This window comes from Leisingera sp. ABM4_060 (genome assembly GCF_056158765.1).
The window spans coordinates 1908669-1934243 of sequence record NZ_JBSWTX010000001.1; the positions used below are offsets into that span (position 1 = coordinate 1908669).

The following is a 25575-nucleotide window of genomic DNA, read 5'->3' on the forward strand; positions in this document are numbered from 1 at the left end:
CGAGCAAGGACGCGAGCAGCATGATCATCTGCCACTGCACGCATATATCGGACCACGACATCCACGCCGCCATCGACTGGATGCGAAGTGCTGACCCTGAAACGATAATTACACCCGGTAAGATCTATCACGCGCTGGGGAAATCCGCCGATTGCGGCGGCTGCATGCCGCTTTTTCTCGACACCATGAGGTCCAACGCTAAGCTGAGCGTGCCTGCCCAACTGCAAAATTTACGGGCAGGGAAAACTCAGGAGAGCGTATATGAAGGGCGACCCCAAGGTCATAGATTATCTCAATAAAGCACTGCGCCACGAGCTGACCGCGGTCAGCCAGTACTGGCTGCATTACCGGCTGCAGGACGATTGGGGTCTGGGCAGCATGGCCAAGAAAAGCCGCGAGGAAAGCATCGAGGAGATGCAGCACGCGGACAAACTGATTGAAAGGATTCTGCTGCTCGAGGGCCACCCGAACCTTCAGAAACTGGACCCGCTGCGGATCGGCCAGACGCCCAAGGAAACCCTGGAAGCGGACCTCGCCGCCGAAGTGGACGCCCGCGCGCTCTACAAAGAGGCCCGCGAGGTCTGCCAGGCCGCCGGCGACTATGTCACCATGAAGCTATTTGAAGAGCTGATGGCGGATGAAGAAGGCCATATCGACTTCCTCGAAACGCAGCTTGATTTGCATGACCGGATCGGCGCCGAAAACTATGCCCAGCTCAACGCCACCAAGATGGCGGACGTGGAAGACTGACATCGCACTGGCTGCCGCGCTTGCGGCGGCCACCCCGCTTGCGGCGCAGGACCTGGCCGGCAAATACCAGGCCGAGCCGCATCTCTCCTCCCTGCCCCGCAGCGATGCAGAACGCGCCCGGATTGCCAGTGTCACCGCGCCGGCTGCGGATTTCACCAAACCGGAAGCCTTCGAAGACCTGCCTGCGGGCGCGGCCACCGTGCGTGCGCGCAGCGATGACGAGGCCTTCTCGCAGCATTCCGCCAACCTCAGCTTCGAGCAGGAGCTGGAGTTCAAGCTCGGCAACGGGCTGTTCAAGAAGATCTGGGTGTTCTCACCGGCCTCGACCAAGGCCTCCGACGGGCTGGGGCCGCTCTACAACGCCCGCTCCTGCCAGCGCTGCCACCTGAAAGACGGCCGCGGCCATGTGCCGGAGCAACCCGATTACGACTCCACCGCCATGTTCCTGCGTGTCTCCACTCCGGGTCCGGTACCGCCGCAGCTGCAGGAGATCACCGATTACATCGGCACTGCACCCGATCCCAATTACGGCACCCAGCTGCAGGATTTCTCTGCCCCCGGCATCGCACCCGAATACAAGCTGCAAGTGGACTATGAGGAATTCGAGGTCGCGCTGAACGGCGGTGACACCGCCACCCTGCGCCGCCCCAGCTATAGCGCCGCAAACCTCGGCTACGGCCCGCTGGCCGAGGGCGCCATGCTCTCCCCCCGCGTTGCCCCGCCGATGATCGGCCTGGGCCTGCTGGAAGCCATCCCGGCCGCCGACATCCTGGCCCATGCCGATGAGGACGACGCCGACGGCGACGGCATCTCCGGCCGCGCCAACCTGGTCTGGTCGCCTGAGTTCGGCCAGATCATGCTGGGACGCTTCGGCCTCAAGGCCGGCACCCCGACGGTGCACCAGCAGTCCGCAGGCGCCTTCTCCGGTGACATCGGCATCTCCACCCCGCTGTTCCCGGCCCATGCCGGCGAATGCACGGATCTGCAGACGGAATGCCAGGCCGCCCCGCACGGCGGCGGTGATTCCCGTGAAACCGAGATTGACCAGCCCAACATGGACCTGGTCACCTTCTACAGCCGCAACCTCGGCGTCCCTGCCCGCCGCAACACCGGCGATCCCAAGGTGCTGCGCGGCAAACAGATGTTCTACGACACCGGCTGCGCCGCCTGCCATGTGCCGAAATACGTGACCCACCGGCTGGAGGACCGCCCGGAGCAGAGCTTTCAGCTGATCTGGCCCTATTCCGATCTGCTGCTGCACGACATGGGCGAGGGCCTCGCCGACAATCGCCCCGAAGCCCGCGCCACGGGCCGCGAGTGGCGCACGGCGCCGCTCTGGGGGATTGGCCTCACCCAACAGGTCTCGCCCCGTGCCACCTTCCTGCACAACGGCCGCGCCCGCAGCCTGCTGGAGGCCATCCTGTGGCACGGCGGCGAGGCGGAAGCGGCCAAGAACCGCGTCGTGGGGCTGGCACCGGAAGACCGGGCCGCCCTGATCACTTTCCTGGAAAGCCTCTGATCCCATGCGCAAACTTGCCCTCTCCCTGGCCCTGGCCTTCGCCGCCGCCCCGATCGCCGCCGCAGAACCCGCGGAGCAGATCGTGGGCCAGCTGATCCTGCCCGCCTTCCAGGAGCTGGCAGCAGGCTCCGCCGCCCTGGCCCAAGCGGCCGAGGCAGATTGCGCCCCGGACTCCGGAACATTGCGCGCGGCCTACGGCCAAGCCTTTGACGCCTGGATCGCCGCCAGCCACTTCCGTTTCGGCCCCACCGAAACGGACAGCCGCGCCTTTGCGCTGGCCTTCTGGCCCGACAGCCGCGGCAAGACGCCCAAGGCGCTTGGCCAACTGATCCGCAAGGAAGACCCCGGTGTCGCCGACCCGGCCCAATTCGCCACCTACTCCATCGCCGCCCGCGGGTTCTACGCGCTGGAGTACCTGCTTTATGACCCCCAGCTTTCGGCGGCCGGCAGCGACGCTTACCGCTGCACCCTGACCCGCGCCATCAGCACCGGCATCGCCATCACCACCCAGGCCATCCAGGCGGACTGGGAGCAAAACTACGCCGCCGAGATGCGCAGCCCCGGCAACCGCTATCAGAATGACGCTGAGGTTATCCAGGAGCTGTTCAAGGCCCTCAACACCGGCCTGCAAGTACTGGACGGCATGCGCCTGGGCCGCCCGCTGGGCACATTTGAAAAGCCCCGCCCCAACCGCGCCGAGGCCCGCCGCTCGGGCCGCAGCCTGCACCATGTGCTGGTCTCGCTGAACGCGCTGGAGCCTCTGGCCCTGGCCCTCGCGGATGGCAACGCGGACCTGCAAGCCAAGATCACCGCGGGCTTTGCCACGGCCCGCATGAAGGCGGAAAACCTCGGCGACCCGGTCTTTGCCGGCGTGGCCGATCCCGCCAGCCGCTTCCGCATCGAATCACTGCAGCAGGAGGTCAAGGATCTGCGCCGCCTGATGGCTGATGAACTCGGCCCCGCACTGGGCGTCGCGGCCGGTTTCAACGCGCTGGACGGCGACTAAGGGAAAGCAAGCACCATGACCTCCCGCCGCGGATTTCTGTCCGGCCTTCTCGCCACCGGCCTTGCCCCGCAAACCACCTGGGCCAGCGCCGGCAGCCCGGACTTTCTATCGGCAGGCAAAGACGCGGGCGGAGATTTCCTGCTCGCAGGCCTCAGCGCCAGCGGAGCGGTCCTATTCCGCCACCCCCTGCCCGCCCGCGGCCACGCCGCCGCGGCCCATCCCCTCCGCCCCGAGGCGGTGGCCTTTGCCCGCCGCCCGGGCCGCTTTGCCGATGTGATCGACTGCCGCAGCGGCGCCTCCATTGCCCGGCTGCAGCCCCCCTCGCACCATCACTTTTACGGCCACGGCACCTTCTCGCCGGATGGCAGCCGCCTGTTCACCACCGAAAACGATTATGAAAACGCCCGCGGTGTGATCGGCGTCTGGGACGCGTCAGACGGCTACCGGCGGATCAGCGCCTTCGCCTCCGGCGGCATTGGTCCGCACGATATGCTTCTGCGCCGGGACGCGCCGGGGCTGGTGGTGGCCAATGGCGGGATTGAGACCCACCCGGACAGCGGCCGCGCCAAGCTGAACTTGGCCGTCATGCGCCCGAACCTCAGCTATCTGAGCCTGGACGGCACCCTGCAAGAGCAGATGGAATTGCCGCGGGAACTGCATCTGAACTCGATCCGCCACCTGGCTATGCGCGTGGATGGCACCGTGGGCTTTGCCATGCAGTGGCAGGGCGATCTGGGCGAGCAAGTTCCCACCGCGGGCTTGCACCATCCCGGCAACCCGGCGCGCCTTTTGGCTGAGGACGACCCCCGCATCCTGAACATGCAGGGCTACGGCGGCTCCATCGCCTTTTCCGCGGATGGATCGCACATCGGCGTCACCTCGCCGCGCGGCGGGGTGCTGCAAGTGATGGATACGGTTTCCGGCACCCTGCTGCAGGAACACAGGATGCCGGATGTTTGCGGCCTGGCCCCCTCTGCCGCGGGGTTCACCGCCAGCACAGGAACCGGCAGGCTCGTCGCGGTTTCGGACATTGGCCTGCACCCGCTGGACCGCGCGGAGCTGGCCTGGGACAACCACCTGATCCCGCTTAGCTGAGCCCGCTTCCGCCAGAACCAGCCAAGGCGCGCCGAAACCGGCGCGTCTTTTCGTTTTGCGGGCCCGCGAAACCAATACGAAAACAAACCGTGACTCCCTGCACGCAATACGCTAGAGAATTGCAGCGAAAGGAAAGCAAATGGATGCCATTGGCCGTCAGAACGAAATCGTCTCTTTGCTGAACCAGCAGGACCGGGTCGAAGTTGAAGATCTCTCCCGCCGCTTTGGCGTCTCCTTGCAGACCGTGCGCGCGGACCTGCGCGACCTGTCGGCACGCGGTGCGCTGTCCCGCGTCCACGGCGGCGCCGTCCGGGTCAGTTCCGCCGCCAGTCAAGGGTACGAGGACCGGCGCAAGCTGAACGCGGGCAATAAGCTGGCGATGGCAGCCATGGCCGCAGAGGTGATCCCCGACAATTGCTCGCTTTCGCTCAACATCGGCACCTCCACCGAACAGGTTGCCCGGGTGCTGTCCGGCCACAGCGGCCTGACGGTGATTTCCAACAATATAAACATTATCAACATGATGATGGGCGGTCAGGCCAAGGAATTGATCCTGGCCGGCGGCACCGTGCGGCAAAGCGACGGCGCCATCGTGGGCGAGGACGCGGTTGATTTCTTTGGTCGTTACAAGGTGGATTTTGCCGTCATCGGCGCCTCGGCACTGGATGCGGACGGCGCGGTGATGGACCATGACGCCCGCGAAGTGTCTGTCGCCCGCGCCATCCTGAAAAACGCCCGCCAAAAAGTGCTGATCTGCGACGGCAGCAAGTTCGCCCGCTCCGCCCCGGTGCGGATTTGCGACGTGGCGGATCTGGACGTCGTCATCACCGACCGGCCCGTGCCGGCAGAATTTGCCGAGGCCGCACAGGCCGCCGGCACCCGCATCCTGACCGCAGGACAAAACGAAAGCAGCGAAAATGACTGATGCACCCGTCACAGACCTTTTCATCATCGGCGGCGGCATCAACGGCTGCGGCATCGCCCGCGACGCGGCCGGCCGCGGCCTGTCGGTGACCCTGGCCGAGATGAACGACCTCGCCTCTGCCACCTCCTCGGCCTCGACCAAGCTGTTCCACGGCGGCTTGCGCTACCTGGAATACTTCGAGTTCCGCCTGGTCCGCGAAGCGCTGATCGAACGCGAGGTGCTGCTGAAGATGATGCCGCATATCTCCTGGCCGATGCGCTTTGTGCTGCCGTTTCACAAGGACATGCGGTTCGACAGCGAGACCCCTACGTCCAAGCTGCTGACAACCGTCATGCCCTGGATGAAGGGCCGCCGCCCGGCCTGGCTGATCCGCCTGGGGCTGTTCCTCTACGACTCGCTTGGAAAACGCAGCATCCTGCCCGGCACCGCCAAGCTGGACCTGGCAGCCGACCCGGCGGGCCTGCCGCTGAAGAGCAAATTCAAGACCGCGTTTGAATATTCCGACTGCTGGATCGAGGACGCCCGGCTGGTGGTGCTGAACGCCCGCGACGCCCAGGCCCGCGGCGCAGAGATCCTGACCCGCACCGAAGTACTGTCAGCAGACCGCCACGCCGGTCACTGGGTGATCCGCACCAGGGACCACGCCACCGGCGAAGAGATGGAACACCGCGCCAAGATGCTGGTCAACGCGGGCGGCCCCTGGGTGGCCGACGTGCTGCACCAGAAGCTGGGCCAGAACAGCCGCGAGAACGTGCGCCTGGTGCGCGGCAGCCATATCGTGGTGCCGAAACTGTTCGACCATGGCCGCTGCTACTTCTTCCAAGGCACCGACGGGCGGATCATCTTCGCCATCCCCTATGAGGGCGACTTCACTCTGATTGGCACCACCGACGCCGACCATCCGGACCCGGACACCGCGCCGCAGTGCACCGAGGCCGAGCAGGACTATCTGGTTGATTTCGCATCGCAATACTTCGAGCAGCCGCTAAGCCGCGAGGACATCGTCTGGACTTACTCCGGCGTCCGCCCGCTTTATGATGACGGCGCCAGCTCGGCCACCGCAGCAACGCGTGAATACGTGCTGACATTGGACCAGGCGCAGGCACCGCTCTTGAATGTGTTTGGCGGCAAGATCACCACCTACCGCAAGCTGGCCGAGGCGGCGCTGGCAAAGATCGGCGAGGTCTTCCCGCAGCTGCCCGCCGACTGGACCGCGGGCGCGGCCCTGCCGGGCGGTGATTTCCCGGTGGCAGATGTGGAAAAGCTGAAAACCCGGCTCGCCAAGGAATACCCCTTCCTGACGCCCTATTGGGCGGCCCGGCTGATCCGTGCTTACGGGCTGGAGGCCTGGGCGGTACTGGGCGATGCCAAATCCGCCGGTGATCTGGGCCAGGACTTTGGCGCCACCATCACCACCCGCGAGCTTGACTGGGCAATTGCCCGGGAATGGGTGCGCGCAGGCGACGACTATCTGTGGCGCCGCACCAAGCTGGGCCTGCGCCTGGATAAGGCGCAGCGCGCCGCGGTGGATGCCTATATCAGCGAGAAAGCCGCGAGGCTGGCGGCTTAAGCGCGGAGGCAGGCGGGGCATCAAGACACGAGGGCACTCCCGCCCCTTTTCAAGGAACCAGAGGTTCCCTGAAAAGCATTGGGCCGGGCGGGGGCGCTGCCGCAGGCAGCGCCCCCGCCCCCGGCGATTTGCAAAGCAAAGCGCAAAACCTCAGGCCCGATCGGATTTGCCGCCTTTTGCCGCCTGTAAGAGATTAAAACTCCACACCCTTTTGCGCCTTCACCCCGGCGCGGAACGGGTGCTTGATCTGCCCCATCTCGGTCACCAGATCGGCGATCTCGATCAGCTCCTCCTTGGCGTTGCGCCCCGTCAGCACCACATGGGTCATCGGCGGTTTCTGCTCCACCAGGAACTCCAGCACCTCTTCCAGGTCCAGATACTCATAGCGCAGCGCAATGTTGATCTCATCCAGCAGCACCATGGTGTTACGCTCGTCCAGGATCATCTCCTTGGCCTTCTCCCAGCCCTTCTGCGCAGCAGCGATGTCCCGCGCCTTGTCCTGGGTCTCCCAGGTAAAGCCTTCGCCCATCGCGTAGAACTGGCAGAGATCGCTGAAGTTCTCCTCGATCAGGGTACGCTCGCCGGTCTGCCAGGCGCCCTTGATGAACTGCACCACGGCAGAGGGCATCCCATGCGCAATGCAGCGCATGATCATGCCGAAACCAGAAGACGATTTCCCCTTGCCCGGTCCGGTATGGACGATGATCAGGCCCTTCTCGCCCTCCTTGGTCTTCATCATCCGGTCGCGCGCGGCCTTCTTCTTGGCCATCTTCGAGGCGTGGCGGGCGGCTTCTTCCTCTGAAATGACGGTTTCAGACTTTTCGCTCATGGTGTGCTCCAGCTGTTTGACCCCATGTCTTGACAAAGAAGCCTGCCATAGCGCAAGGGGGTTCCGCTGGTTCCTGTGAAAACAGGCGAAGAGGGAATGTGAAGGCCGCAAGGCTCAAGCACAGCCGCCCCCGCGACCGTGACCGGATGAGGCCGCCATGCCACTGGGAGATCACCCCCGGGAAGGCAGGATGGCCGGCAAGGCCCCCGTGCCTTGGCATCCGCAAGCCGGGAGACCTGCCAGCAAGAGGAGAGATCAACGGGCAGACGGGGTGTTCTGCGACCGGGTGAGGGGCTGGCACGAGACAGTTCCTTTTCGGCCATCCCGCATGCCCTGCCGCGACAGGAGGCGCGCCGATGGCTGACGATATGGCGGATCAAGCTGCCAGCAAACCGGGACCGGTCACCCTGACCGTGTGCCTCACTTGCCGCAACGAAGGCGCCGACCCCGAGGCGACCCGCCCCGGCACCTTGCTGCATGACGCCCTGAAAGAGGCCGGCATGCCCGAGGGCGTTACCTTGCGCGGTGTCAAATGCCTGTCAGCCTGCTCGCGCAGCTGCACCGTGCTGCTGACCGGCGGCGAGGAACGCTGGAGCTATGTCTACGGCGACATGGACCCGGAGGAGCATATCCCAGAGATCCTGGCAGGCACTGCCGCCTATGCCGCCACCGCCGACGGCCTGGTGCCCTGGCGCGAGCGCCCCACCGCATTCCGCAAACAATCCGTTGCCCGCATCCCGCCGGCCGCCTTCCCTTCCGAGGAGTAATCATGAGCGATCTCAACAAGATCCCCGTCACCGTCATCACCGGCTTCCTGGGTGCAGGCAAGACCACCCTGATCCGCCACCTGATGCAGAACCCGCAAGGCAAGCGCCTGGCGGTTGTGGTGAACGAGTTCGGCACCGCCGGCGTCGACGGCGACATCCTGAAGTCCTGCGCCGATGACAATTGCCCGGCGGAAAACATCATGGAGCTGGCAAACGGCTGCATCTGCTGCACCGTCGCCGATGATTTCATCCCCACCATCGAACAGCTGATGGACCTGCCGGAGAAGCCCGATCACATCGTGATCGAAACCTCCGGCCTGGCCCTGCCCAAGCCGCTGCTGAAGGCCTTTGACTGGCCCGCGATCCGCTCCCGCATTACTGTCGACGGCGTGATCGCCCTGGCCGATGCCGAGGCCGTCGCCAAGGGCCAATTTGCCCCCGACCTGGATGCAGTTGCCGCCCAGCGCGAGGCGGATGACAGCATCGACCACGAAACCCCGCTCTCCGAGGTGTTCGAAGACCAGATCTCCTGCGCTGACATCGTGCTGCTGTCCAAGGCCGATCTGGCCGGCGACGCAGGCGTCGAGAAGGCCCGCGCGGTGATCGAGGCGGAAGCGCCGCGCAAGCTGCCGATCCTGCCGATGAGCGAAGGCGTCATCGACCCGCGCATCATCCTGGGCCTGGAAGCGGCTGCGGAAGATGATCTCGACGCCCGCCCCAGCCACCACGACGGCCACCACAACCATGAACATGACGATTTTGAAAGCATCGTTGTCGAAATGGGCGAAGTCTCCGACCCGGAAGCGCTGCAAAATGCCATCGTGAAACTCGCCCGCGAGCGCAATATCCTGCGCGTCAAAGGCTATGTCGCGGTGGAGGGAAAACCGATGCGGATGCTTGTGCAGGCCGTGGGCGAACGCCTGCGTGCCCAATACGACCAGCCCTGGGGCGCGCAGCCGCGCAAGACCGCCCTGGTGGTCATCGCCGAGCATGACGACATCGACGAACAGGCCATCCGCGCCGAGCTGGGGGCATAAGCAATGCCGGTCTGGCGCATCATTTCCAATGACATAGCCTGGCCGCAGGCCGGGCTGCGCCCGACCCTCCCGTCAAACCGGAGGTTTGCCTTCGGCAAAATGGGAGGGCGCATGCGCTCCCTCCCAGGCTCGGGCGCAGCCCTCAGAGCGCCTAAAGCCTGGCAGAAAGAAAAGGCCTGACCCATGCACGTCGTCTTCCGCGAAAGCCACGGCCTTGACGAGACCGACACCCCGCAGGACCTCGGGCAGACCCCTGCGGACCTGGTGGTGCTGTCCTTCTCCGACAGCGACCTCGGCGCCTTCGCCGCGGGCTGGCACCGGGCGGAGGGCAAACTGCCCAGCCTCCGGGTCGCCAACCTCGTCGCGCTGAAACATCCGTTATCGGTCGACGTCTATGCGGAACAAACACTTGAGGGCGCCAAGGGCGTCCTTGTCCGTCTGATCGGCGGCGAAAGCTACTGGTCCTACGGGCTTGCCACCCTGCAGGACCTGGCCCGCCGCAAGGGCATTGCCCTCGCAATCCTGCCCGCCGACGGGCGCGAGGATGCGCGGCTTGATGAGCTGTCCACCCTGCCCGTCTCCACTCTGCGCCGCCTGCAATCCCTGTGCGACGCCGGCGGCGCCGTTGCCGCCCAGGCAGCACTTGCCCAGCTGTCGCTGGCCGCAGGGCTTTACGCCGGCCCCGTCCTTGGCCTGAAAACCACACCAGAACACGGTTTCTACGACCCGGCCAAGGGCGTGCTCGCCGACCTGCCGCCGCAGGACAAACCGCTGGTGCTGGTGAGCTTTTACCGCTCCTACCTCACCGCGGCCGACACCGCCCCGGTGGATGCCCTGATCGAAGAGCTCCGCGCCCACGGCTACGCCGCCTACGGCGCCTTTGCCGCCAGCCTCAAGGCCCCCGCCGCGGCAGGCTGGCTGCGCGCAAAGCTCCCGGAACTGGCCCCTGCCGCCATCATCAACGCCACCGCGTTTTCCGCCCAGGGCACCGACGGCAGCGCCTCGCCGCTCTCCGCCACCGGCTGCCCGGTGTTCCAGGTCGCCCTCTCCACCGCCCGCCGCAAGGACTGGGCCGAGGCCGACCGCGGCCTCTCGCCCGCCGACCTTGCCATGCACGTGGTCTTGCCGGAGGTCGACGGCCGCATCTTCGCAGGCGTTGTCAGTTTCAAATCCCCGGGCAAGAAAGATCCGGAACTGCAGTATTCCCGCTTTGCCCATCGCGCCGACACAGACCGCATCAAAGCAGCCGTCGACCGCGTTGAAGGCTGGCTCCGCCTCGCGAAACTGCCCAATGCAGACAAACGCCTCGCCCTGATCCTGTCCACCTACCCCGGCCGCGACCACAATCTGGCGCATGCCGTGGGACTGGACGCGCTCGCCTCCTGCGACGAGATCCTGCGCGAGCTGTGGGACCAAGGATACACGGTTGAACCACAGGAAAACACCGGCCTTCGGCTGATGGAAGAGACGCTGAGCGTCCCCCTCTCTGATTACAAAACCGCCCTCTCCACCCTGCCGCAAGACCTGCAAGACAGCTTGTCCGAGGCCTGGGGAGACCCGGAAGAAGACGCAGACTGCCGCGATGGTGCGTTTCATTTCAAAGCCTTGCGCGCTGGCAACGCCCTCATCGCCCTGCAACCCGAACGCGGTGAAGTGAAAACCCGCGTCGATGACTACCACGACCTCGACCGCACCCCGCGCCACGCCTATGTCGCCTTTTACCTGTGGCTGCGGGCACAAACCGACGCCCTCGTCCACATCGGCGCCCATGGCACCCTGGAATGGCTGCCGGGCAAGGCGGTGGCGCTATCGGGCGCCTGCTGGCCCGAGGTGCTGACCGGCCCGCTGCCGGTCGCCTACCCTTTCATTGTCAACGACCCCGGCGAGGCCGCCCAAGCCAAACGCCGCATCGGCGCTGTCACCCTCGGCCACCTGCCGCCCCCCTTAGCGCAGACCAACCTGCCCGAGGGCATGTCCCGCCTCGAAAGCCTGTTGGACGAATATTCCACCGCCGACGGCCTCGACCCGGCCCGCCGCGACCGCCTGATCGGCGACATCCGCGCTGAGGCGCAAGGGACAGGTGTGGAGGCTGACCTCGGCCTCACTCCCGACACCTCCCCCGCCGAGGCGATCACCCGCATCGACGCCTTCGTCTGCGACATCAAGGAAAGCCAGTACGGCGAGGGGCTGCATATCTTCGGCACCGGCCAATGCGGGCCCGAGGAACGCGCAGGCCTGATCGCCGCCCTCAATGGCCAGATCGTCACCCCCGGCCCTTCCGGCTCGCCGTTCCGCGGCCGCGCCGATGTGATCCCCACCGGGCGCAATCTCTTTACCACCGACCCGCGGGCGGTGCCGTCGCGGGCGGCGCATGCGCAAGGTGTCAAACTGGCGGAAGAGCTGCTGCGCCGCCACCTTCAGGACCACGGCGACTGGCCCAAGGGGCTGGTCATCGACCTCTGGGGCTCCGCCACCATGCGCACCGCGGGCGAGGAATTTGCCATGGCCCTGCATCTCGCAGGCCTCTCCCCCAAATGGGACGAAGGCTCCGAGCGCGTCTCCGGTTTTGACGTGCTGCCGCTCTCGATGCTGAACCGCCCGCGCATCGACGTGACCCTGCGCGTCTCCGGCCTGTTCCGCGACGTCTTCCCAGGCCTTGCCCAGATGTTCGAAACCGCGGCTGCGGCTCTGGCTCAGCGCGAGGAAACCAAGGCCGACAATCCCTACCTCACCGAGACCCCGCGCGTCTTTGGCCCCAAGCCAGGCCAGTACGGCCTCTCGATGAACCCGCATCTGGACGATTACACCGATGCGGCGCGCCAGGCGGCGGGCGAGGCCTGGCTCAACGCCTCCTCCCACGCCATCGACGCCAAAGGCGCCATCAGCGACGCCCGCGAAGCGCTGGAGACCCGGCTGCAAGGCGCCGACAGCTTTGTGCACCTGCAGGACCTGCCGGAAACCGACCTGCTGGTGGCCTCCGACTATGCCGCGCATGAGGCCGGCTTTGCCGCCGCCATGGCCCGCATCGGCCAGACCGCCCCGGCGCTCTACCACATGGACGCCACCCGCCCCGACAAGCCGCAGGCGCGGTCTCTGGGCGAGGAAATCGCCCGTGTCACCCGCGCCCGCGCCGCCAATCCGGACTGGGCCACCTCGATGATGAACCACGGCTTCCGGGGTGCCGCCGAGATCGCCGCCACGCTGGACCACATGGCCGCCTTTGCGCATCTGGCGCAGGTGGTGCAGCCGCATCTCTTTGACCTCTATTTTGAGGCCACCCTGGGCCGCGATGATCTGGTCGAATTTATGGAGCGCGAAAACCCCGAGGCACTCGCCGCCATGCGCGACCGCTTCCGCGCCCTGTTCGATGCGGGCCTCTGGAGCACCCGGCGCAACTCGATCATGGCTGAGCTGGAGGGCGCCGCATGAATGGCGGGGCCATCTCCCAAACGCCGAAAGTCTACGGCTGGTGCCCCGGTGCCTTGCGGCCGATGATGTCCGGCGACGGGCTGGTGGTGCGGGTGCGCGCGCCAATGGGTAAACTGACCGTTACCCAGGCGCGCGGTGTGGCAAGGCTTTCGCAAGACTTCGGCAACGGGTTGCTGGACATCTCCGCCCGCGCCAACCTCCAGATGCGCGGCATCCGCGAAGACGCCCATGAAGAATTGATCGCGGCCTTGCGCGATCTCCGCCTGATCGACCCGGACGCCCAGGCCGAAGCCCGCCGCAACGTCCTGCTCGCCCCCTTCTGGGCTGAGGGCGACGACACCCACGCCATCGCCACGGAACTGAGCGCGGCGCTGACAGCCGCCACGGACCTCACGCTGCCGGGAAAATTCGGCTTTGCCGTCGATTGCGGCGAGACGCCAGTGCTCCAAGACACTGCCGCCGACATCCGTATTGAACGTTCCGCCACCACCTTGATCCTGCGGGCCGACGGCGCTGACACCGGCAAGCCCGTCACACGTGAATCCGCCGTCTCCGATGCTTTGGCACTCGCCCGCTGGTTCCTGACCCAAGGCGGCGCGCCCGAGGGCCGTGGCAGGATGCACCGTCTCATCGCGCGCCGCGGGCCGCCGCCGGCGCATGCCGCACCGGTGCCAAAGGCCAGCTTCAGCGCAAAACCCGGCGCTGTCCCCGCGGGGACACTGGCCGCTTTGGAGTTCGGACAGATGCCCGCGGCAACGCTGGCACAGCTGGCAGAGCACGGAGACATCCGCCTCACCCCCTGGCGCGCGCTGCTGGCAGAAGGCGCCGCCAGCCTGCCGCCCCTGCCCGGCCTGATCCTTGATGCAACAGACCCGCGCCTGCAAGTGGTTGCCTGCACCGGCGCACCCGGCTGCCTGCAGGCGCTTTCCTCCACCCGTGATCTTGCGCGGGACTTGGCCGCAGATCTCCCTGCAGGGACAAAGCTGCATATCTCCGGCTGCGCCAAGGGCTGTGCCTGCCCCGGCGCCGCACCGCTGACCCTGACCGCCACCGGCGAAAACGAATTCTCCCTGATCCGCCATGGCACTGCCGCGGATCTCCCGCTAAAGACCCGCCTGAGCGCCGCCGCCTTGCGCGCCGCTCCCGAACTTCTGAAAGAGGGCAGCTGACATGCTCCACACCTATGAAACCAACGGCGCCGCGATCTACGCCGAAAGCTTTGCCACCATCCGCCGCGAAGCCGACCTGGCACGCTTCAACAAGGACGAGGAAAGCGTTGTCGTGCGCATGATCCACGCCGCCGGCATGGTGGGGCTGGAGGAACACGTGCGCTTCTCCGAGGGCATGGCTGAAACCGCCCGCGCAGCCCTGGCCAACGGTGCGCCGATCCTCTGCGACGCCTATATGGTCTCCGAAGGCATCACCCGCCCGCGCCTGCCCGCGGACAATGAGGTGATCTGCACCCTGCGCGACCCCAAGGTGCCGGAGATGGCCAAGGAAATGTCCAACACCCGCTCCGCCGCCGCCCTCGAACTGTGGCGCCCCAAGCTGGCGGGCTCCGTGGTGGCCATCGGCAACGCCCCCACTGCGCTGTTCCACCTGCTGAATATGCTGAAAGACCCGGGCTGCCCCCGCCCCGCCGCCATCATCGGCTGCCCGGTGGGCTTTGTCGGCGCGATGGAGTCCAAGGATGCACTGATGGAGGACCTGCCGGTTCCCTCCATGATCGTAAAGGGCCGCCTGGGCGGCTCCGCCATCACCGTCGCCGCCGTGAACGCGCTGGCGAGCTGGAAAGAGTAAGACCCATGGGAAAAGTCATCTGCGCAGGGCTTGGCCCCGGGGATCCCGATCTGATGAGCGTCCGCTCGCACCGGCTGATCTCAAACGCGCGCCACATCGCTTACTTCCGCAAGGCAGGCCGCCAGGGCCAGGCCCGCGCCATTGTCGAGGGGATGCTGGGTGACGGCGTCACCGAACACGCGATGGAATACCCGGTGACAACCGAGATCCATTTCTCGGATCCCGAATACAACCGGGTGCTGGGCGAGTTCTACGACCGCTGGGCCGATACTCTGGCCGAGATCGCGCAAACCGAGGATGTGGTGGTGCTCTGCGAGGGCGACCCGTTCCTCTATGGCTCCTACATGCATCTTTACACCCGGCTGCAAGGCCGTGCCGCGCAGGAAATCGTGCCCGGCATCACTGGAATGTCCGGCTGCTGGACCGCCTCCGGCCAGCCGATTACCTGGGGGGACGATGTGCTGACCGTGGCGATGGCCACCCTCAGCGAGGATGAGCTGGCCAAGCGCGCCGCGGAAACCGACGCGCTGGTGGTGATGAAGATCGGCCGCAACCTGCCCAAGCTGCGCCGCGCGCTGGAGCGTGCGGGCCGTGCCGATGACGCCTGGCTGGTCGAACGCGGCACCATGCCGGGGCAAACGGTGCAGAAGCTCTCGGAGATCGACGGCGAAGTGCCTTACTTCTCCATCGTATTGGTTCACGGACAGGGGCGCCGGCCATGAAACTATCGCAAAACGGCTGGGTGGTGATTGCGGGGCTTGGCCCCGGAAACGAGGCGCTGGTGACACAGGAAGTGCGCGACGCCATCGCGGAAGCCACTGACATCGTTGGCTATATCCCCTACGTCAAACGGATCGAGCCGCGCGAGGGTCTGACCCTGCACGCCACCGACAACCGGGTCGAGGTCGACCGTGCCACCCATGCGCTGGAAATGGCTGCTGAGGGCAAACGGGTTGTGGTGGTGTCCTCCGGTGATCCCGGGGTGTTCGCGATGGCCTCTGCCGTGTTCGAGGCGCTTGAGAACAACGCAGAAGCAAACCCGGAATGGCTGGACCTGGAGATCAAGGTTCTGCCCGGCATCACCGCGATGCTGGCGGCCGCGGCTGCCATCGGCGCGCCTTTGGGGCATGATTTCGCGGCCATCAACCTGAGCGACAACCTGAAGCCCTGGAGCCTGATTGAAAAGCGCCTGCAACTGGTCGGAGAGGCCGGGCTGGCGATGGCATTTTACAACCCGCGTTCCAAATCCCGCCCGCATCAGTTTGCCCGCGCGCTGGAAATCCTGCGCGAGGCTTGCGGCGCGGACACCCTCATCACCTTTGCCCGCGACGTGACCAAACCGGGACAGGAACTGCTGACCGTACCGCTGAAGGACGCCACGCCCGAGATGGCCGACATGCGCACCGTGGTGATTGTCGGCAACCGCGACACGCGGCGGGTGGGCAAGTATGTCTATACCCCCCGCTACGCGGCTGAGGGTTAGGGATTAGCCGGCGGGATGCGACAGCCAGGCCATAACCTCTGCCACGCTGCCCTTGACGGGGCGCTCGGGCACCTGCGGCCTGCCGATCATGATGACCGGCAGGCTCAGCTCGCGTGCGGCAGTGAGCTTGGCTGCGGCGCCCGCGCCGCCTGCGTTCTTGGCCACCACATGGGTGATGCCATGGCGCCGCATCAGATCGGTGTCGCCCGCCGTATCAAACGGGCCCCGGGCAATCTCGACAGTTGTGTGCGGCAGCGGCAGGGGTGCCTCGGGTTCGTCCACCAGCCGCAGCAGATAGTGGTGCTGGGGCTTGGCGGCGAATTGGGTCAGGTTCTGCTTGCCGATCGCAAGGAACACCCGCGCTGCGGCTTCGGGCAGCGCGTTTACCGCGCCCTCGATGCTGTCCGAATGAACCCACTGGTCGCCTTCGCCCGCTTGCCAGGCCGGGCGTTCAAAGGCGCAGAGCTTCACGCCCGCCGCTTCGCAGGCCTGCACCGCATTGGTGCTCATCTGCGCCGCGAACGGGTGGGTGGCATCGACAACATGGGTGATGTTTCCGGCCTTCAGATAGGCCGCCAGGCCTTCGCTGCCGCCAAAGCCGCCAACACGGGTCTGCAATGGCTGGCTGACCGGTTTGGCGGTGCGGCCCGCGTAGGAGAACACCGCATCCGCGCCTGCTTCGGCCAGGGTTTTGGCAAGCGCCGAGGCCTCGGTGGTGCCGCCCAGAAGAAGGATGCGTGTCATGTCTGATGGCCTCTCGAACCCTTGGCTCACAATCATTGGTCTGGGCGAAAATGGACTGGAAGGCTTGGGCGATGCAAGCCGGAAGGCGCTGGCGGAGGCTGATGTGATCTTTGGCGGCCCGCGGCATCTGGAACTGGTGGGTGCGGGCAGCAAAGGCCAGCCCTGGCCGGTGCCGTTTTCCACCGGACCGGTGCTGGCAATGCGCGGGCGCAAGGTCGCTGTTCTGGCTTCTGGCGATCCGTTCTGGCATGGGGCCGGCGGGTCGCTGATGCGCGATCTTGCGGCGGAGGACTGGGTCTCATACCCGGCGCCGTCGTGTTTTGCGCTGGCAGCGAACCATCTGGGCTGGAAGCTGGAAGAGGTGCTGTGCCTTGGCCTGCATGCAGCCCCTTATGCGCGGCTGCGGCCGCTGTTGGGGCGGGGTGTGCGGGTGATCTGCACCCTGCGGGACGGGACGGCACCCGGCGAACTGGCGGCCTGGCTGGTTGCAAACGGCCAGCCGGATGCACGGCTCTGCGTGATGGAGCGGCTTGGCGGCCCCAAGGAACGCCTGCACCGCACCACGGCTGAGGGCTGGGATCTGCCGCCGGGGGGGGCTCCGGTCCTTATGGCCATCGAGGCCATGCGGCCCGGGCTGCCGCAGACCTCGGGGCTGGCGGATGCGCATTTCATCAGCGACGGGCAGATCACCAAGCGGCCGGTGCGGGCGCTGACCCTGTCGACGCTGGCGCCGCGGGCGGGCGAGCTGCTGTGGGATATTGGCGGCGGCTCCGGCTCGGTCTCGGTGGAGTGGTGCCTGGCGGCGCCTGCTGCGCGGGCCATCACCTTTGAGCCGCGCGAGAGCCGGCTGGAGAATATCCGCGCCAATGCGGCTGCCTTTGGGCTGGACCATCGGATGACTGCGGTACTGGGCAAGGCGCCCGATGTGCTGGAGGGCCACCCCCTGCCCGATTGCGTGTTCATCGGCGGCGGCGGCTCGCAAGAATTGCTGGACCACCTGTGGGAGCTGCTGCCCGAGGGCACCCGGCTGGTGGCCAATGGCGTCACGCTGGAAACCGAAACCCTGCTGATGCAGGCCCATGCGGCACGCGGCGGGCATCTGCTGAAGGCAGAGATTGCCGAGGCGGGGCCCTTGGGCTCAATGCGCGACTGGCGGCGGGCACGCCCCGTCATTCAGTGGAGCGTCACGCGATGAAAGTGGCGGGGATCGGGTTTCGCGGTGCTGCCACGGCGGCGGATTTGCAGGCGGCGCTGGCGCTGACCGGGATGCAGGTGGATGCGCTGGCTTCAATCGCGGAGAAGGCCGCAGCGCCTGCCATGCAGGAATTTGCGCGGGCTACCGGCCTGCCGGTGATTGCCTTGCAGGAACAAGATATTAGCGGGGAGCAGACCTTGACCTGCTCGCCCAGGATCAAGGCGCGGTTCGGCACCGGGTCGCTGGCGGAAGCCGCGGCGCTGGCCGGCGCGCGCCATGGGGCATCGGGGGCGCGGGCGCGTCTCCTCGCTCCCAGAGTTGTCACCGCGGATGGGCTTGCCACCGCGGCCATAGCAGAAAGACTTGAGCCATGACCGTTCACTTTATTGGCGCCGGACCGGGCGCTGCCGACCTGTTGACCTTGCGCGGGCGCGACATCATCGCGTCCTGCCCGGTGTGCCTTTATGCGGGCTCGCTGGTGCCGGAGGAGATCCTGAGCCACTGCCCGGCGGACGCAAAAATCGTGAACACCGCAGCGATGGACCTGGAGGCCATCGTGGCAGAGATCAAGGCGGCGCATGAGGCAGGCCAGGACGTAGCGCGGCTGCATTCGGGCGATTTGTCGGTGTGGTCGGCGATGGGCGAGCAGCTGCGCCGCCTGAAGGCTGAGGGCATCCCCGTCAGCGTCACCCCCGGCGTGCCGTCCTTTGCCGCCGCGGCTGCCGCGCTGGGAACTGAGCTGACCCTGCCCGGCCTCGGCCAGTCGGTGGTGCTGACGCGGACACCGGGGCGCGCGTCCTCGATGCCTGAGGGCGAGTCGCTGGAGAACTTTGCCAAGACCGGCGCCACCCTGGCGATCCACCTGTCGATCGGCAATCTGGACCATGTGGTGGACAGCCTGACGCCGCATTATGGCGGCGACTGCCCGGTGGCCGTGGTCTACCGGGCCAGCTGGCCGGACCAGCAGATCCTCCGCGCCACGCTGGAGACGCTGAAAGAAACGCTGGACGAGAAGATCTCCCGCACTGCCCTCATTCTGGTGGGGCCGGTGCTGAAGGGCGAGGGCTTTGACGAAAGCTGCCTGTACGCTGCCGATTACGACCGCCGCTACCGGCCGCAAAGCGCCGACAGCCCGTGGTCGAGCTGGAACCATGGGGACGACTAAGGCCATGACCAACATGAACCCTCCCGGGCTGATGATCTCGGCGCCCTCCTCGGGCACCGGCAAGACCACCGTGATGCTGGGCCTGCTGCGGGCGCTGGCTGAGGACGGGCTGACCGTGCAGCCCTACAAAAGCGGGCCGGACTATATCGACCCGGCGTTCCACCTGGCGGCGGCCAAGCGGCCCAGCTTCAACCTCGACACTTGGGCGATGGACGGCGGGCTGCTGGATGCGGTCACCAGCCAGTCGGCAGGCGCAGAAATCTGCGTCGGCGAGGGCTCGATGGGCCTGTACGATGGTGTGGCAACGCGCGGGCAGTCGGGCTTTGGCTCCTCTGCCGAAACAGCAAAACGGATGGGCTGGCCGGTGGTGCTGGTGGTGGATGTGGGCGGCCAGGCGCAATCCGCGGCGGCCACCGCGCTGGGGTTCAAGAACTATGACCCGGAGCTGCCCTTTGCCGGCGTCATCCTGAACCGGGTGGCCAGCCCGCGGCATGAACGCCTCACCCGGCTGGGGATGGAGAAGGCTGGCATCAAGGTGCTGGGCTCCCTGCCCCGGCGCGGCGACCTGACCCTGCCGGAGCGCCACCTGGGCCTGATCCAGGCGGTGGAGCATCCCGATCTGGAAGCCGCGATTGCCGGCTATGCCGCCTTCCTGCGTGAGCATGTGGATCTCGAGGCAATCAAAGCCGCCGCCATGGCCGGTCAGGCACCCGCCCCGGCCAGCCTGCCCAAACCGCCTGCACAGCGGATTGCGCTGGCCCGGGATGCGGCGTTTTCCTTTACCTACCCGCATCTGCTGACCGGCTGGCGCGCAGCAGGCGCAGAAATCCTGCCGTTCTCGCCGCTGGCGGATGAAGCCCCGGCGGCGGACGCCGATCTGGTCTGGCTGCCCGGCGGCTACCCGGAGCTGCATGGCGGCACACTGGCCGCAGCCGAAACCTTCCGCGCCGGAGTCCGCAAGCACGCCGAGACCAAGCCCGTGCATGGCGAATGCGGCGGCTATATGGCCCTGGGCGAGGCGCTCATTGACAAGGAGGGCAACCGCCACCAGATGCTGGGCCTTCTGGGCCTCGTGACCTCTTACGAGAAGCGCAAGTTCCACCTCGGCTACCGCCGCGCCATCTTGCAAGCCGGGATGCCCGGCTTTGACGCAGGCACAGCACTGCGCGGGCATGAGTTCCATTATTCCACCATTCTGGAAGAACCCGACGCGCCGCTGGCCAATGTCATGGACGCCGACGGCGGCCCGGTGCCGGAGACCGGCTCGATCAAGGGCCATGTGACCGGCACTTTCTTTCACCTGATCACCGGAGAAAGCGCATGAGCGGGTTTGTCTCCTTTGTGTCCTCCGGCCCCGGCGATCCGGAACTGCTGACCGTCAAGGCGGTGAAGCGGCTGGAGGCGGCGGATGCGGTGCTGTTTGACGATCTCTCTTCGGGTCCGATCCTGAGCCACGCCCGCGAGGACGCCGATCTGGTCGGCGTCGGCAAACGCGCAGGCCTGCCCTCGCCCAAGCAGGATCATGTGAGCCGGCTCTTGGTGGATTACGCCTCGTCAGGCCTGAATGTGGTGCGCCTGAAATCCGGTGACTCGGGCGTGTTCGGGCGGCTGGAAGAAGAAATCACCGCCCTGCGCGACGCGGGTATCGGGTTCGAGATTGTGCCCGGCGTGACCGCAGCCTCGGCGGCGGCGGCGGCGGCGAACATCCCGCTGACCCGGCGCATGACTGCACGGCGGCTGCAGTATATCACCGGCCATGACGTGACTGGCGGCCTGCCCGACAATCTGAACATGGCGGCGCTGGCCGATGCGGAGGCCACCACCGTGGTCTACATGGGCAAACGCACCTTTGCGGGCCTGTCGGAGAAGCTGATGGAGGCCGGGCTGCCCGAAAGCACGCCTGCGCTGGTCGCACTGGGAGTTTCGACCCCGGAGCAATCGCTGCACCGCCACACGGTGGGCGAACTGCCGGCACTGCTGCGGCAGATGGAGACCACCGCACCGGTGCTGATCCTCTATGGCCCGCTGGCCGATCCGGAATGAGCCTGCAGCCTGAGAAAGACCCCGCCATGATTGAGCTTTCCCTGATCGGCATCGGCACCGGCAATCCGCAGCATATGACGCTGCAGGCGATCGAGGCGCTGAACGCGCAGGATCTGATCCTGATCCCCAACAAGGGCGCGGGCAAGGATGATCTGGCGGGTTTGCGCCGCGAGATCTGCAACCGGGCGATCAGGGGCGACGGTCCGAAGATCGTCGAATTCGCCCTGCCCGTGCGCGACGAGGCCACCAAAAGCTACCGCAAGCGGGTGGATGACTGGCACGACGCCATCGCGGAAATCTGGTGGCAGACCATCACCGCGCATCTGCCGGAAGGCGGCAAGGCCGGGTTCCTGGTCTGGGGCGATCCGTCGCTTTATGACAGCACCATGCGGATTGCCGAGCGGCTGAAGTCACTGGCGGAAATCAAGCTGACGGTGATCCCCGGCATCACCTCGGTGCAGGCGCTGACGGCGGCCCATGCCATTCCGATCAATGAAATCGGCGCGCCCTTCACCATCACCACCGGGCGGCAACTGCGCGAAAACGGCTGGCCGGACAGCGCCGATACGCTGGTGATCATGCTGGACGGCGAATGCTCGTTCCAATCCATTGCCCCAGCAGGTGTGGAGATTTTCTGGACCGCCTATGCGGGCATGGAGAACCAGATTTCCATGGCCGGGCCCTTGGATGATGTGTCGGAACGGATCATCGAGACCCGGGCCCAGGCGCGGGCCGAGCACGGCTGGATCATGGACATCTATCTGCTGCGGCGGGGCTGAGCCTAGCCACAGGACAACGCCTGGAAACGGCACCGGGTGCCCGGGCTGCTGAATGCGGCGGACTTTGCCTCGATTTGCGCCCGCGCTGCCCGCTGTCTTCCATGCAGCACGGCGGCCAGTGCCCCTGCGCCGAGGGCAATTTCCCGCGTGGCAGCGGGACCTGAAGCAAAATCCAGCAGCACCCTCTGCCAGGCTGAGCAGTCATGGAAGATGCCCAGGCTGTTTTGCAGTTTCGTCAACGGCTTCAGTGCCGGGTTCAGTCTGGCTTGCGGGAACAGCGGCGCAAACAGCTCCAGCGGGTGGCGCAGCTTCCTGCAGCGGGCGCGCAGCCTGTGCACCTCAGCCTCCGGCGTTGCGGGCGTGATGCCGGCGGCATTCCGGCACACCCTGCCGTAGCGCTTCCAGATCAGCTCCTGCGCAAGCGCCAGCACCGGAAGCTGCCCCCTCGGCCCCGCCGCAGGGGCAGCACCTTCGGCAAATTCCGCCCGTAGTGCCGCGGACTGCCATTTGCAGCGCGCTCCGGCCAGATCCAGGGCAAGCTGCCGGTGGCAGTGCTGCCGTTCCGAGGCAGCGGCGGCGAACAACGCATCCAGCCCGGGGTGCAGCGCCTGCGGCACCTGCGCGTAGAGCCGGGGGCGTTCAAGCAGGCAGGTATCCAGGCGGCGCAGCCGGGCGGTGGCCGCCATCCGGCCGGAAAACACCCGTTTCAGCCGCCGGGTGTCTTCTGCTGTGTAGACCCCCTTGCACAGGCTCAGCAGCGACCGGATCCGGCCGAGGGCAATCCGGTAGCCATGCAGGAATTCGGTGTCGAGGTCCGAGACAATCCCCGGCTCGTTCTGCCGTGCCGCGCCAAGGCAGCCGCGGATAAGCGCCGCCGCAGCCGCTGCCGCCGGCTGGTCCGGGGCCAGCGGCACCTGCGGTTTCAAGCTGCAAACAGTGCGGTGCGGGGCCAGCCGGGCGTAGGTGTCCCCGGGGCTGGCGGGCACCGCGCCAAGCCGCGCGAGCCGGTTCGCGATCGCCTGGCCCGCGCGGCCTGTCTTTGCCGGCAGGCCGATGAGCACGGCCCGCCCGGCCGGGCCGGAAAACGACCAGCACAGCAGTTTCCCGCAGGGTTTCTGCCGCCAGGACACCCGGCAGCTGGAGCGGATCAGCCCCCCCTCCGCCACGGGAAGCAGGCAGCGCACGGGAGACAGCCCGGCCAGGGCCGCCTTCACCGGCCCCTCGCGCAGATCTGCCGCGAAATTGCCGCTGCGCTTGCCGGGTTGCTGCAGGATGCCCCCCTGCCCCAGAAGCCACAGCTTGCCGCCGCGTTCCAGCAGCAGCCGGCCGCTGGCCCGGACCGGGCCGTCAAAGCAGTCCCAGGCCGTGAACCGCTTTGGCTTTCCGGCCCTTCCCTGGCTGAGGCGCAGCTTCCCGTGATCTTTGGACAGCACGAAGCCGCCCCCGGCAGGCGGCGTGATCAGGAAGAACTGTCTGGTTTCCGCCATTCTGCACAGGTCCGGATGCTGTCCCCTAAATAGAGCGGGCGCATCAAATGCGCCCAGGCATCAACCTAGGGCCAGGGCCGGCGGCGTCCACATCACCGGTTTGGCTGGCTTTCGCCCGGCAAACGGCCGGCGTCCCGGGCCTTGCCTGCCGGAGCCTGCCCGCTACATCAAGAGTACCCCCCAATTTTTGGCGAACACTGCAATGCGGGGGGCATATGTTCATCCGGCTGTTTTTGGTTGTTTCACTGGCTGCGGGGCAAGCGGCCGCCGCGCCCTATGTTGTCAGCACGGATCGCGGCGGGGATCTGGCCGTCCGGCTGCAGGAAATTGAGCGCATTCTGGCGGCGGGCCATTCCGTGCAGATCCGGGGCCGGGTCTGTTTTTCCACCTGCACCATGTTCCTGGGCCTGCCTGGCGCCTGCATCACGCCCAGTACGGTGTTTGGCTTTCATGGCCCCTCCCGCGGCGGGCATCGGCTGGAGCCGGCGGAGTTCGACTATTTCAGCCAGGTGATCGCAAGCCATTACCCCAAGCGGCTGGCGGATTGGTTCATGGCCCGGGGACGGCACAAGATCCGGGGGGTGTACAAGCTGACGGGTGCTGAACTGATCCGGCAGGGCCTTGCAACCGCCTGCGTATGACAGGAGGCATGGGGGGCAGCAAAATATCTGATTGAGTGGCGGGGAGACAGGGATTCGAACCCTGGGAACGCTCTCACGTTCAACGGTTTTCAAGACCGCCGCATTCGACCACTCTGCCACCTCCCCGGTCCGTCAGCGGTTTAGGGCGCAATACCGGGCGAGGCAAGAGGAAATCCGCGGGCTCAAGAACCCTGCAAGGGAAAACCGCTGCCACCCTTCCGGCGCGCGGAATTCTGCCGCCCCGGCAGGTTTCGCCAGCGGCCGGCCGCGTCAGGGTTTTCATGGGGGGATGTGCAGGCTATCATGCCGCCAAATCAAGAAGACCGGGCACTCCGGCGGGGGCGCACAAGCGCCGCGGGCACAGGCAAGGATGAGAGCATGAACAAGACCATGTCGAGAGCAAGGACGGCCCCGCGGATTGCCGCGGCGGTCGCAGGACTGCTGGTTTTGGCCGGCTGTGAGGACGGGCCGAAACTGGGCTTTCTGGAGCCGAAGGCGGAAGTTGTGGAGGGCACACCAGGTGGCGCCAAGGCCTCCAGCCGCACCAAGCTGGTGGAGCGCGACGTCGAAGCGCCGGATGTGTTCCAGGTCACCGAAGCGGGCCTGTGGGACGGGCGGCCCTCGATCGGCGGCGTCTGGGTGGCGCATCCGGACACCAAGGACCCCGAGCGGGTCATCATCCGCAACAACGCCAACGGCCAGTTCGTGATCGGCGCCCTGTTCCGGCGGGAACGGGAGATCCCCGGCCCCCGGCTGCAGGTCTCCTCCGACGCGGCATCGGCCCTTGGCATGCTGGCCGGCGCGCCGATTGAGCTGAACGTGACCGCGCTGCGCAAGGAAGAGGTTCAGAACGAGCTGCCGCCTGAGGAGCAGGCCGCGGAAGCCGCCCCGGAGGAGACCGGCGCGGAGACTGCCGAGGTGCTGGCATCAGCGGCCGGACCGGAAATTGCGGAAACCGCGCTGGACCCGATTGCCGGCGCAGCGGCTGCCATTGACGCTGCGGCCCCTGCCCCGGCTCAGCCGGCTGCAGCCCAGCCCGCCGCAGCACCCGCGCCCAAGCCGCAGAAATCGGCGCTGGCCAAGCCGTTCATCCAGATCGGCATCTTCAGCGTCGAGGCCAATGCCAAGCGCACCGCCAACATGATGCGCAGCGCAGGGATGGTGCCGGAGGTGCGCGAGCAATCCTCCAGCGGCAAAAAATTCTGGCGGGTGCTGGTGGGCCCGGCCCAGAACAAGTCCGAACGCAGCGAGCTGCTGAAAAGCGTGAAGGAAACCGGATTTGCGGATGCCTATGCTGTCACCAACTGATCC

Annotated in this window: 25 protein-coding genes, 1 tRNA gene and 1 riboswitch; of the genes, 22 read left to right on the forward strand and 4 right to left on the reverse strand. The window is 66.5% G+C overall.

What is annotated here, in order from left to right:
- Positions 1-20 precede the first annotated feature (20 nt).
- From ACXAEH_RS09485 to glpD, 7 genes are all read left to right on the forward strand, one after another.
- On the forward strand, positions 21-299 hold the full coding sequence (locus ACXAEH_RS09485; RefSeq protein WP_475032271.1) for a (2Fe-2S)-binding protein: 279 nt from the start codon (positions 21-23) through the stop codon (positions 297-299).
- Entirely contained in the window at positions 262-750 is a 489-nt protein-coding gene (gene bfr / locus ACXAEH_RS09490) for a bacterioferritin (RefSeq protein WP_039163463.1), read from the forward strand. The genes ACXAEH_RS09485 and bfr overlap by 38 nt, the downstream gene beginning before the upstream one ends.
- Positions 707-2269: a di-heme oxidoreductase family protein gene (locus tag ACXAEH_RS09495; protein ID WP_475032273.1), complete on the forward strand. Its 1563-nt coding sequence runs from the start codon at positions 707-709 to the stop codon at positions 2267-2269. The genes bfr and ACXAEH_RS09495 overlap by 44 nt, the downstream gene beginning before the upstream one ends.
- Positions 2270-2273: 4 nt before the next feature.
- Complete coding sequence (locus tag ACXAEH_RS09500) at positions 2274-3275, forward strand: imelysin family protein (RefSeq protein WP_475032274.1); 1002 nt, start codon at positions 2274-2276, stop codon at positions 3273-3275.
- Between the two features lie 15 nt (positions 3276-3290).
- On the forward strand, positions 3291-4370 hold the full coding sequence (locus ACXAEH_RS09505; RefSeq protein WP_475032276.1) for a DUF1513 domain-containing protein: 1080 nt from the start codon (positions 3291-3293) through the stop codon (positions 4368-4370).
- Between the two features lie 139 nt (positions 4371-4509).
- The gene (locus tag ACXAEH_RS09510) at positions 4510-5295 is read left to right on the forward strand and encodes a DeoR/GlpR family DNA-binding transcription regulator (protein ID WP_475032277.1); all 786 of its coding nucleotides are present in this window, start codon (positions 4510-4512) and stop codon (positions 5293-5295) included.
- Positions 5288-6865, forward strand: a complete 1578-nt coding sequence (gene glpD / locus ACXAEH_RS09515; protein WP_475032279.1) for a glycerol-3-phosphate dehydrogenase — start codon at positions 5288-5290, stop codon at positions 6863-6865. The genes ACXAEH_RS09510 and glpD overlap by 8 nt, the downstream gene beginning before the upstream one ends.
- 193 nt (positions 6866-7058) lie before the next feature.
- On the opposite strand, the gene cobO is transcribed toward glpD, so the two are convergent.
- The gene (gene cobO, locus ACXAEH_RS09520) at positions 7059-7694 is read right to left on the reverse strand and encodes a cob(I)yrinic acid a,c-diamide adenosyltransferase (protein ID WP_039163474.1); all 636 of its coding nucleotides are present in this window, start codon (positions 7692-7694) and stop codon (positions 7059-7061) included.
- Positions 7695-7744: 50 nt separating this feature from the next.
- Positions 7745-7952: riboswitch (cobalamin riboswitch) on the forward strand.
- Positions 7953-8050: 98 nt separating this feature from the next.
- On the opposite strand from cobO, the gene ACXAEH_RS09525 reads away from it, so the two are divergent.
- The 7 genes from ACXAEH_RS09525 (at position 8051) to cobJ (ending at position 16210) form a co-directional block, all read left to right on the forward strand.
- Complete coding sequence (locus ACXAEH_RS09525) at positions 8051-8461, forward strand: DUF1636 family protein (protein WP_475032280.1); 411 nt, start codon at positions 8051-8053, stop codon at positions 8459-8461.
- A gap of 2 nt (positions 8462-8463) precedes the next feature.
- Positions 8464-9498 carry a cobalamin biosynthesis protein CobW gene (gene cobW, locus ACXAEH_RS09530; protein WP_475032281.1) on the forward strand — a complete coding sequence of 345 codons (1035 nt, stop codon included), beginning with the start codon at positions 8464-8466 and terminating at the stop codon, positions 9496-9498.
- Between the two features lie 183 nt (positions 9499-9681).
- On the forward strand, positions 9682-12927 hold the full coding sequence (gene cobN, locus ACXAEH_RS09535; protein ID WP_475032282.1) for a cobaltochelatase subunit CobN: 3246 nt from the start codon (positions 9682-9684) through the stop codon (positions 12925-12927).
- Complete coding sequence (cobG, locus tag ACXAEH_RS09540; protein ID WP_475032284.1) at positions 12924-14096, forward strand: precorrin-3B synthase; 1173 nt, start codon at positions 12924-12926, stop codon at positions 14094-14096. The genes cobN and cobG overlap by 4 nt, the downstream gene beginning before the upstream one ends.
- Before the next feature lies 1 nt (position 14097).
- A complete protein-coding gene (locus ACXAEH_RS09545) occupies positions 14098-14727 on the forward strand; it encodes a precorrin-8X methylmutase (protein WP_475032286.1) in 630 nt (209 codons plus the stop codon).
- A 5-nt stretch (positions 14728-14732) separates the two neighbouring features.
- Positions 14733-15449 carry a precorrin-2 C(20)-methyltransferase gene (locus ACXAEH_RS09550; protein WP_475032288.1) on the forward strand — a complete coding sequence of 239 codons (717 nt, stop codon included), beginning with the start codon at positions 14733-14735 and terminating at the stop codon, positions 15447-15449.
- Complete coding sequence (cobJ, locus tag ACXAEH_RS09555; protein ID WP_475032290.1) at positions 15446-16210, forward strand: precorrin-3B C(17)-methyltransferase; 765 nt, start codon at positions 15446-15448, stop codon at positions 16208-16210. Before ACXAEH_RS09550 ends, cobJ begins: the two co-directional genes overlap by 4 nt.
- A gap of 3 nt (positions 16211-16213) precedes the next feature.
- On the opposite strand, the gene ACXAEH_RS09560 is transcribed toward cobJ, so the two are convergent.
- Complete coding sequence (locus ACXAEH_RS09560) at positions 16214-16954, reverse strand: cobalt-precorrin-6A reductase (RefSeq protein WP_475032292.1); 741 nt, start codon at positions 16952-16954, stop codon at positions 16214-16216.
- On the opposite strand from ACXAEH_RS09560, the gene cbiE reads away from it, so the two are divergent.
- From cbiE to cobF, 6 genes are read left to right on the forward strand one after another with little or no spacing between them, the layout of a single operon-like run.
- Positions 16953-18149 (forward strand): precorrin-6y C5,15-methyltransferase (decarboxylating) subunit CbiE, encoded by a 1197-nt coding sequence (gene cbiE / locus ACXAEH_RS09565; protein ID WP_475032294.1) that lies wholly within the window; start codon positions 16953-16955, stop codon positions 18147-18149. The genes ACXAEH_RS09560 and cbiE overlap by 2 nt on opposite strands.
- On the forward strand, positions 18146-18523 hold the full coding sequence (locus ACXAEH_RS09570; protein ID WP_475032296.1) for a cobalamin biosynthesis protein: 378 nt from the start codon (positions 18146-18148) through the stop codon (positions 18521-18523). The genes cbiE and ACXAEH_RS09570 overlap by 4 nt, the downstream gene beginning before the upstream one ends.
- Positions 18520-19314 carry a precorrin-4 C(11)-methyltransferase gene (cobM, locus tag ACXAEH_RS09575; RefSeq protein ID WP_475032298.1) on the forward strand — a complete coding sequence of 265 codons (795 nt, stop codon included), beginning with the start codon at positions 18520-18522 and terminating at the stop codon, positions 19312-19314. Before ACXAEH_RS09570 ends, cobM begins: the two co-directional genes overlap by 4 nt.
- Positions 19315-19318: 4 nt before the next feature.
- Positions 19319-20638, forward strand: coding sequence for a cobyrinate a,c-diamide synthase (locus tag ACXAEH_RS09580; protein WP_475032300.1), 1320 nt, complete (start codon positions 19319-19321; stop codon positions 20636-20638).
- Positions 20635-21357: a uroporphyrinogen-III C-methyltransferase gene (gene cobA, locus ACXAEH_RS09585; RefSeq protein WP_475032302.1), complete on the forward strand. Its 723-nt coding sequence runs from the start codon at positions 20635-20637 to the stop codon at positions 21355-21357. The genes ACXAEH_RS09580 and cobA overlap by 4 nt, the downstream gene beginning before the upstream one ends.
- 26 nt (positions 21358-21383) lie before the next feature.
- Positions 21384-22136, forward strand: coding sequence for a precorrin-6A synthase (deacetylating) (cobF, locus tag ACXAEH_RS09590; protein WP_475032303.1), 753 nt, complete (start codon positions 21384-21386; stop codon positions 22134-22136).
- A 2-nt stretch (positions 22137-22138) separates the two neighbouring features.
- Here cobF and ACXAEH_RS09595 read toward each other — a convergent pair whose 3' ends face one another.
- Positions 22139-23623 (reverse strand): CHAD domain-containing protein, encoded by a 1485-nt coding sequence (locus ACXAEH_RS09595; protein WP_475032305.1) that lies wholly within the window; start codon positions 23621-23623, stop codon positions 22139-22141.
- A 215-nt stretch (positions 23624-23838) separates the two neighbouring features.
- On the opposite strand from ACXAEH_RS09595, the gene ACXAEH_RS09600 reads away from it, so the two are divergent.
- Positions 23839-24264, forward strand: coding sequence for a hypothetical protein (locus ACXAEH_RS09600; protein WP_475032307.1), 426 nt, complete (start codon positions 23839-23841; stop codon positions 24262-24264).
- A gap of 36 nt (positions 24265-24300) precedes the next feature.
- Here the strand turns inward: ACXAEH_RS09600 and ACXAEH_RS09605 are convergent.
- Positions 24301-24390: transfer RNA gene (locus tag ACXAEH_RS09605), tRNA-Ser, on the reverse strand.
- Between the two features lie 252 nt (positions 24391-24642).
- Between ACXAEH_RS09605 and ACXAEH_RS09610 the strand changes: the two genes are divergently transcribed.
- On the forward strand, positions 24643-25572 hold the full coding sequence (locus ACXAEH_RS09610) for an SPOR domain-containing protein (protein ID WP_475032308.1): 930 nt from the start codon (positions 24643-24645) through the stop codon (positions 25570-25572).
- Positions 25573-25575 lie beyond the last annotated feature (3 nt).